Source organism: Nocardioides pelophilus, assembly GCF_014180685.1.
In the GTDB taxonomy this organism is placed as follows: domain Bacteria; phylum Actinomycetota; class Actinomycetes; order Propionibacteriales; family Nocardioidaceae; genus Nocardioides; species Nocardioides pelophilus.
In genome coordinates, this window is record NZ_JACEHF010000230.1 from 1 (window position 1) to 5443 (window position 5443).

The following is a 5443-nucleotide window of genomic DNA, read 5'->3' on the forward strand; positions in this document are numbered from 1 at the left end:
CCACAGCCCGACCGCGACCTCGCCGCGGGGCGAGTCGTCGTCGGTCACTGCCGCGACCTCGAGACCGGTGAGCCGGCGGGCCGCGAGGTCCGGCTCGGCCACGGTCGCCGAGGCGAGGACGAAGGTCGGGAAGGCGCCGTGGGCGGCGCACACCCGCCGGAGCCGGCGCAGCACCTGCGCCACGTGGGCGCCGAACACCCCGCGGTAGTGGTGGCACTCGTCGACGACGACGTAGTCGACCGTCGCGAAGAAGCGGGCCCACCGGTCGTGGGCCGGCAGGAGCGAGCGGTGCAGCATGTCGGGGTTGGTCAGGACGTACTCACCGTGGTCGCGGGTCCAGTCGCGCTGCTCCTGCGGGCTGTCGCCGTCGTGGGTCGCGATCCGGACATCGAGGCCCAGCGCGTCGATCGACGCCCGCTGGTCCTGGGCGAGGGCCTTGGTCGGCGCGAGGTAGAGAGTGCTCGACCCGCGCTGGCCGCGCGGGCCGCGACCGGCGCGGATCGCCGTGAGCGCCGGCAGCAGGTAGGCGAGCGACTTGCCCGACGCGGTCCCGGTCGCCACCACGACGTGCCGGCCCGCGTGCGCATGCTCGGCAGCACGGACCTGGTGGCGCCAGGGCTGCGCGACGCCGCGGGAGGAGTAGGCCGCGACGACCTCGGGGTCGGCCCACCCCGGCCAGTCGGCGGTCACCGCCTCCCGGGCCGGGACCCGCTCCAGGTGGGTCAGCCGGTCGGCCCGCGAAGGGCCCGCGGCCAGCCGCCCGACCAGCGCCACGGGGTCGAGCGCGACGGCGGGGGCGGTGGGCATGAGGGCCATTCTCCTCGCCGCCCCCGACAAAAGAGCCCGACCACCTGCGCTCGTCCGTGGTTAGGTGGTCGTGGTTTGATATCGACGACGAAACTGCGATCTCCTGGGATGGACACGTGGACCTGACACTTTCGACGCGCGAGGTCGGTGGGCGGACCGTCGTTGCTGTCGGTGGCGAGATCGACGTCTACACCGCTCCGAAGCTGCGCGACACGATCACCGAGCTCGTCGCCGCGGGCAGCTACGACCTGATCATCGACATGGAGCAGGTCGAGTTCCTCGACTCGACCGGTCTCGGCGTCCTGGTCGGCGGCCTCAAGAAGGTCCGCGCCCACGACGGCTCGCTCCAGCTCGTCTGCAACCAGGACCGGCTGCTCAAGATCTTCCGGATCACCGGGCTCGCCAAGGTCTTCACGATCCACGAGTCGGCCGAAGCAGCGCTCGCCTGACGCGACGAGTGATCCCGCTCACACCCACCGTGTGTTGTGGGCCACACCGTGCGTAGACTCCGGCCCGTTCCATGACCTGGGTCCGTTGACCCGTCCCTGAATCTCTCCCCTGGAGGAAACGCATGCCCGGGATCCTTCCCGCTGTCGTGGAGGTCGAAGGCGGTGACTTCGTGCTGGTTGCCCTGGTGGCAGCGATCGCGCTCGGCTCGCTCGCGATGGCCGTCCTGTTCCGCTCGCAGGTGCTCGCCGCCGGCGAGGGCACCGAGAACATGCGCCGCATCGCGCAGGCCGTCCAGGAAGGCGCCAACGCCTACCTGCAGCGCCAGTTCCGGACGCTCGCGGTCTTCGCCGCCATCGCCTTCTTCGCACTGATGGCACTGCCCGCCGACGACGCCACCGTCCGGATCTTCCGCTCCGTCTTCTTCCTCGTCGGAGCAGGGTTCTCGGCCGCGATCGGCTACCTCGGCATGTCCCTCGCGGTGCGCGCCAACCTGCGCGTCGCGGCGGCCGCCAACGAGGTCGGCCGCGACCCGGCCATGAACATCGGCTTCCGCACCGGCGCCTTCGTCGGCATGGCGACCGTGGGCCTCGGCCTGCTGGGCGCCAGCGTCGTCGTGCTCGCCTTCCAGGACGACGCCCCGCACGTGCTCGAGGGCTTCGGCTTCGGTGCCGCGCTGCTCGCCATGTTCATGCGGGTCGGCGGCGGCATCTTCACCAAGGCCGCCGACGTCGGCGCCGACCTGGTCGGCAAGGTCGAGCAGAACATCCCCGAGGACGACCCCCGCAACGCCGCCACCATCGCCGACAACGTCGGCGACAACGTCGGCGACTGCGCCGGCATGGCAGCCGACCTCTTCGAGTCGTACGCCGTGACCCTGGTGGCCGCGCTGATCCTCGGCTCGCAGGCGTTCGGCGACAAGGGCCTCGTGTTCCCGCTCATCGTCCCCGCGATCGGCGCGCTCTCCGCGATCGCCGGCGTCTACCTCACCAAGCCCCGCGCCGGTGAGAGCGGCCTCAAGACGATCAACCGCGCGTTCTACATGTCGGCGGCCTTCGGTGCGATCGCCAGCGCGATCGCGGCGTTCGTCTACCTCCCGAGCAAGTGGAGCGAGTTCGGCACCGGCGTCGAGGCCGACCTGTCCCCGGCGGTCTTCGCCTCGGGCGCGGTCGTCATCGGCATCGTGCTCGCCGCCGCGATCCTGGCCCTGACCGGCTACTTCACCGGCACCGACCACCGCCCGGTCAAGGACGTCGCCAAGACCTCCCTCACCGGGCACGCGACGGTGATCCTCTCCGGCCTCTCGGTGGGTCTCGAGTCGGCGGTCTACACCGCGATCGTGATCGGTTCCGCGGTCTTCGGCGCGGCGCTGCTCGCGGGCGGCTCGACCGGCCTCGCGCTCTTCGCCGTCGCCCTCGCGGGTTGCGGCCTGCTCACCACCGTCGGCGTGATCGTCGCGATGGACACCTTCGGCCCGGTCTCCGACAACGCCCAGGGCATCGCCGAAATGTCCGGCGACGTGAGCGAGGAGGGGGCGAAGATCCTCACCGAGCTCGACGCCGTCGGCAACACCACCAAGGCGATCACCAAGGGCATCGCGATCGCCACCGCCGTTCTCGCCGCGAGCGCGCTGTTCGCGTCGTACACGCAGAGCGCGTTCGAGGAGATCGGCGCCGTCGGCGCCGCCGAGCTCGAGGCCTCGTTCCTCGTCTACGACGCCAAGCTGATCGTCGGTGCGCTGCTCGGTGCGGGCGTGGTGTTCCTCTTCTCCGGCCTCGCCATCAACGCCGTCGGCCGTGCTGCCGGCGCGGTGGTCATGGAGGTGCGTCGCCAGTTCCGGGAGATCCCCGGGATCATGGAGGGCACCGGCCGTCCGGAGTACGGCAAGGTCGTCGACATCGTGACCCGCGACTCGCTCCGCGAGCTGGCCACGCCCGGCATCCTGGCGATCCTGGCTCCGGTCGCCGTGGGCTTCGGTCTCGGCGTCGGACCCCTGGCCGGCTTCCTGGTCGGTGCGATCGCGACCGGCACCCTGATGGCGGTCTTCCTCGCCAACGCCGGTGGTGCCTGGGACAACGCCAAGAAGCTGGTCGAGGACGGCCACTACGGCGGCAAGGGGTCGGAGGCCCACGCGGCGACGATCACCGGCGACACCGTCGGTGACCCGTTCAAGGACACCGCTGGTCCGGCGATCAACCCGCTGCTCAAGGTGATGAACCTGGTCTCGCTGCTCATCGTCGGGGCGGTCGTCAGCCTGTCCTACGGCAAGGACGAGAACGACCCGGTGCGGATCCTGATCGCGGTCGCGGCCGCGGCCGGCATCGCGATCGCGGTCTACATCTCGAAGCAGCGGGTGTCGACGATGGGTGACGACGTCGACGCACCGGCCGACCCGGTCGAGGCTGCCTGACCGCACGGCACGAGAGAAATAGCCCGGACCCAACCGTCCGGACGAGCCGGCCCGGCCTCCCTGCGGAGGCCGGGTCGGTTCGTTTCCTGGCTTTCGCGGAGGCCGTCGCGATCTGCGGGATACGATCCGCGGAGAGGGCCCCTGCGCACGGGCGCAGGGCGATCGGGAGACGGTGGAGTGATGAAGGTACGCATGGGGGCACTTCGAGCGCTGGGCCTGGGAGCGGCAGCGACACTGGTGGTGAGCGGGCTCGGCGTGGTGAGCGCACCGGCCGCGCAGGCCGCCGATCCGGCGATCCCGGGTCCGAGCAGCGACCTCTGGTCGCCGGTCCTCAAGACCGCCGACGGGACCACGGGCCCGATGACGGACGCCGCCGGCGACTTCGCCACGGCGCACCTCGACCTGACGCCGGTCGACGCCGCGACGGACCCGGCCACCGTGTTCATGTCGGCCGACCTCGAGTACATCTACGTGCGCTTCCACGTGGCCGCGCTGCCCCCCAACTCCGGCGCCTACGTCCTCCAGATCGACACCGACGCCAACCCGGCCGGCTGGGAGCGGGCGGTGCGCTACGACGACGCCGCCGACACCATCACCTACCTCGACGGCGGCGCCAACGCCGGCGCGAAGACCGCCGGCACCCAGCTCGCGTCGATCCCCGCCACCGCGCTCAACTCGGCCAGCTACTCCGGCACCAACGGCGCGTACGTCGCCTTCGCGCTGGCGCGCACCGACCTCACCGCCGCCGGCGTACAGCTGGCCGGGCCGGTCACCATGGTCATCGGCACGACCAGCGAGTCCGGGGCCAACCTCAACGCCGGCGGGCTGATCTCCGCCGCCAAGGCGGACGTCCTCGGCACCGGCAAGTTCTCCGGCCTCTCGGCTCCCGCCTGGAGCACCCTGACGACCGACGCGATCGACCTGCGGGCCAACGACCGCGACGGTGACGGCGTCATCGACGGCATCGACAACTGCCCCGACGCCTCCAACCCGTCCCAGGCCGACGACGACGCCGCGCTCGACAACAACTACCCGTACGGCACCCCGGGCACGCCCGACGGCACCGAGGGCAAGGGCAACGCCTGCGACTCGACCCCGCGGGGCCTCGACCCCGACCAGGACAAGTCGGGCTGGCTCGACGACCAGTGCCCCGAGCAGTACGGCCTGCTGAGCAACGGCTGCCCGGCGCAGTCGACGACGACCGCGACGCTGCGCTACGTGGCGAAGCGCAAGCGGTTCAAGGGCATCGTGCGTGCCGACTTCGACCAGTGCGTGCCGCGCCGAGCGGTGACCGTCTTCCGCGAGGTCAAGGGACCCGACCGGCAGATCGGGTCGGACCGGACCACCGACGGCGGGAGGTACGCCGTCGGCGTGTCCAAGCGTCCGAAGAACGGCAAGTACTACGCGCGGATCGATCCCAAGTGGACCCTCGGCGCCCGGTGCTTCTTCGCGAAGTCGCCGAGAATCAAGATCGGCTGAGGTGGGCCCTGCCTCCGTCGCGCTCGCGGGGCCGCTCCGCGACGCGCTGCTCGCGGCCGACTTCACCTTCGACGGGGTCGCTGAGGTGCTCGGCGACGAGGCGCTCACCGCGCTGTCGCGCAACGAGACCACCCCGGCCTCGCGCCGGGCGACGGACCACGGCCCGCTCGCCACGCTGATCCGGCTCTTCCTGCTGCAGGACGCCGTCCCGTCGGCCGCGGCCGACCGGGCGCTGCCCGGGCTGGTCGACCGCCTCGCGGCCGCGGGCATGCTCGCCCGGTCGGGCGGGGAGGTGGCGGC

5 protein-coding genes are annotated in these 5443 nt (G+C 71.7%); 4 read left to right on the plus strand and 1 reads right to left on the minus strand.

What is annotated here, in order from left to right:
• On the minus strand, positions 1-807 hold an 807-nt coding region (locus H0488_RS21840), incomplete at its 3' end, for a DEAD/DEAH box helicase (protein ID WP_220794887.1).
• Positions 808-923: 116 nt separating this feature from the next.
• On the opposite strand from H0488_RS21840, the gene H0488_RS21845 reads away from it, so the two are divergent.
• From H0488_RS21845 to H0488_RS21860, 4 genes are all read left to right on the plus strand, one after another.
• Complete coding sequence (locus H0488_RS21845) at positions 924-1256, plus strand: STAS domain-containing protein (RefSeq protein WP_183101318.1); 333 nt, start codon at positions 924-926, stop codon at positions 1254-1256.
• 122 nt (positions 1257-1378) lie between these two features.
• Positions 1379-3664 (plus strand): sodium-translocating pyrophosphatase, encoded by a 2286-nt coding sequence (locus H0488_RS21850; protein ID WP_183101319.1) that lies wholly within the window; start codon positions 1379-1381, stop codon positions 3662-3664.
• 180 nt (positions 3665-3844) lie between these two features.
• Positions 3845-5143, plus strand: coding sequence for a hypothetical protein (locus H0488_RS21855; protein WP_183101320.1), 1299 nt, complete (start codon positions 3845-3847; stop codon positions 5141-5143).
• A gap of 1 nt (position 5144) precedes the next feature.
• Positions 5145-5443: DUF7059 domain-containing protein (locus H0488_RS21860; RefSeq protein WP_446685635.1), on the plus strand; the 299-nt coding region annotated here is incomplete at its 3' end.

What these genes read in the sequence shown, in the direction of transcription:
- H0488_RS21850 (WP_183101319.1), top strand. Translation starts at nt 1,379, where the DNA reads ATGCCCGGGATCCTTCCCGCTGTCGTGGAGGTCGAAGGCGGTGACTTC.
- H0488_RS21855 (WP_183101320.1), top strand. Translation starts at nt 3,845, where the DNA reads ATGAAGGTACGCATGGGGGCACTTCGAGCGCTGGGCCTGGGAGCGGCA.